The sequence below is a fragment of the Flavobacterium sp. genome (genome assembly GCF_028712645.1).
Lineage (GTDB): Bacteria > Bacteroidota > Bacteroidia > Flavobacteriales > Flavobacteriaceae > Flavobacterium.
Map to the genome: position 1 here is coordinate 1 of NZ_JAQTPQ010000359.1, position 2,881 is coordinate 2,881.

General features: G+C 34.5%; 3 protein-coding genes and 1 pseudogene. 2 read left to right on the plus strand and 2 right to left on the minus strand.

The annotated features are described in order from the left end of the window. Both PHC28_RS17815 and PHC28_RS17820 read left to right on the plus strand, forming a co-directional pair. On the plus strand, nt 1-676 hold a 676-nt coding region (locus PHC28_RS17815), incomplete at its 5' end, for a serine hydrolase (protein WP_300103685.1). Between the two features lie 122 nt (nt 677-798). Further along, the gene (locus PHC28_RS17820; protein WP_300103687.1) at nt 799-1,026 is read left to right on the plus strand and encodes a hypothetical protein; all 228 of its coding nucleotides are present in this window, start codon (nt 799-801) and stop codon (nt 1,024-1,026) included. 237 nt (nt 1,027-1,263) lie between these two features. Here the strand turns inward: PHC28_RS17820 and sufD are convergent, their stop codons facing one another. Both sufD and sufC read right to left on the minus strand, forming a co-directional pair. After that, a complete protein-coding gene (sufD, locus tag PHC28_RS17825; protein ID WP_300103689.1) occupies nt 1,264-2,610 on the minus strand; it encodes a Fe-S cluster assembly protein SufD in 1,347 nt (448 codons plus the stop codon). Between the two features lie 77 nt (nt 2,611-2,687). Beyond that, nucleotides 2,688-2,881, minus strand: a pseudogene (gene sufC / locus PHC28_RS17830) (Fe-S cluster assembly ATPase SufC); the annotation flags it as partial.

Consider the following 2,881-nt stretch of genomic DNA (forward strand, 5'->3'; position numbering starts at 1 on the left):
TGAACGGGCAAAAATCACCCTCGCCAATTTGCTCAATATGAACAGTGGTTTAGAATGGGATGAGAATTATGATGGAATTTCGGACGTGACAAAAATGCTTTTCCTTGATGCCGATATGAGTCAATCACAATTGAAAAAACCAGCAAAATTTAAACCAAACACGCATTGGAATTATTCTTCGGGGACGACCAATATGTTATCAGGAATTTTGAGAAAACAATTCAAAACACATCAGGAATATTTAGATTTTTGGTATTCAGCATTGATTGATAAAATCGGGATGAGCTCGATGCTTGTCGAAACGGATATGGCTGGAAATTATATTGGTTCGTCTTACGGCTGGGCAACAACAAGGGATTGGGCAAAATTTGGTTTGTTGTATTTGCACAAAGGAAATTGGAATGGAGAGCAATTATTTGATGAAAATTGGGCAAAATTTGTAGCCACACCAACTAATGGTTCCAACGGAGATTATGGCGCACACTTTTGGCTCAACGCAGGAGGACATTATCCAGATGCACCACGAGATTTGTATTCCTGCAATGGTTTTCAGGGGCAAAAAGTAGCTATCTTTCCTTCACAGGATTTGGTTATCGTACGAATGGGATTGACCGAAGACGATAAGTTTGATTTTAATGGATTGTTGAGTGGGATTGTGGGGAGTTTGAAGAAGTAATTGTACAAATTAATAATATGAAGTTAACAAGTCAAATTTAAGATATGAAAAGTATAATTCTTTTTTTTATATTTATTATTGTGTTTATAATCACTAGGTTTTACTTTCGACATATTTACTCTTTGCGCTCAAAGGGGAAAGGGTTTGAATTTGTATATGTTGAAAATGATGGAGTTGTTAGAGAATTAGATGAGGAAGAACGGGCATATTTATCAGAAAATTTTTATCCAACGGATGGTAATAGACCTTACATTAAAACTAGATATAGACAACTTACTCCTGATGGTAAAATTTCAGGATTTATCAGAAGAGTTAGAGTTCCTAAAAGAATTGAAATAAAAGAAGGATGAGATTATGAAAAAAAGCAGGAATTTATTTATAGCAATTTTTATGATGATAATAGGTTTTATTTTCAATGGTTTAGCTTGGTCAACAATTATAGGAGGTCATCCATATAATACAATATGTTTTCTGCTAGGTTTGGGATTAAGTCTTTTTGGATTAATATTCTTTATATTGAGCTTAGCAAAGAAATAAAAAAAACCCGACAGGTTTTTAAAACCTGTCGGGTTTAAAATTATAATTAACTACAAATCAAATCCCATTTTCACGCCTAATTTCATAGCAATAATTTTGGTAATTCGTTGTTTTAATTCTGGTATTTTGATACTTTCGATTAACGCATTCGAGAAGGCGTACATCAATAAAGCTTTGGCTTCTTTCTTAGGAATTCCACGTTGTTGCATATAAAATAGTGCCGTTTCATCGAGTTGCCCAACCGTGCATCCGTGGGAACATTTTACATCATCGGCAAAAATCTCTAATTGTGGTTTCGCATTTATGGTTGATTTGTCTCCCAATAAAATATTGTTACTTTTTTGGAAAGCGTTCGTTTTCTGAGCTTCTTTTTCCACGAAAATCTTTCCGTTGAAAACGCCTGTCGAACGGTCTGAATAGATTCCTTTATAATCTTGGTGACTTTCACAATTGGGTGTAGAATGTTGCACCAAAGTATAATGATCTACGTGTTGTTTTTCGCCAATAATCGTAATTCCGTTGAGGTTGCTGACAATTCTTTCACCAAAATGATAAAAATTCAGGTTGTTTCTGGTCAGGTTTCCACCAAAGGAAAAAGTGTTTACAGACACATTGGTTTCCTGTTTTTGGGAAACATAAGTGTTATCAATTAGATTGGCTTCAAGGCCGTCATTTTGAATTTTATAATAATCTACGATAGCGCGTTTTTGTGCGAAAATCTCTGTAACCGAATTGGTCAAAACAGGATTAGCTTCTCTCAGTTCGCCTTCGGCTCGGGTGTCGTTCAGACTTTGATGTCTTTCAATAATTTGAACGTGTGAATTTTCACCAACGATAACCAAATTCCTTGGTTGAACCATAAGCGCTGCTTCGTTGCCTGTCGAGAAATACATAATCTCGATTGGTTTTCGAACTACAGTACTTTTAGGAATGTTGATATAAGCTCCTTCATTGGCGAAAGCCGTATTTAATGTCGTTAAACTCTCGTCCTTGCTGGCAATTTTGTTAAAATAGTTGTCGATAACCATCTTGTATTTTGGCTTTTGTAAAGCGGATGACATCAAACAAATATCTAATCCTTCGTGTGTTGTAGAAGATAAATTCGAGCTAAAAACACCATCTATAAACACAATTTTATAGGTGTCAATTTCGTGGATGAAATATTTTTTTACTTCTGCAAATTCAACTGAGCTTTCGCTTTTTGGAAAAACGGTAAAGTCATTTTTTAGGATGGCATTTAGCGAAGTGTATTTCCAAGATTCCTCTTTTTTTGTTGGGAAACCTTTATTTTCAAAGTTTTTTAAAGCAGAAGTTCTTAAGTCGTGAAGTTCAGAATGAATATCAACTTGTTCTTCAAAAGCCATAAAAGACGATAGTAATTTTTCTTTAAGTTCCATTTTTATACTGTTTATGGTTTATGGTTTTTTGTTTATTGTTCAACCACGAACAACAAACTATAAACTATAAACAAATTTTAATTCTCCGCTTTAATCCAATCGTATCCTTTTTCTTCGAGCTCGTAAGCCAATTCTTTTCCGCCCGATTTTACAATTTTTCCGTTGTATAAAACGTGGACAAAATCAGGAACAATATAGTCTAAAAGTCTTTGGTAATGCGTAATGACAATGATGGCGTTTTTGTCGCTTTTCAATTTGTTTACACCGTTGG

Coding starts and splice junctions, on each gene's coding strand:
- sufD (WP_300103689.1), bottom strand. CDS start 2,610: ATGGAACTTAAAGAAAAATTACTATCGTCTTTTATGGCTTTTGAAGAA.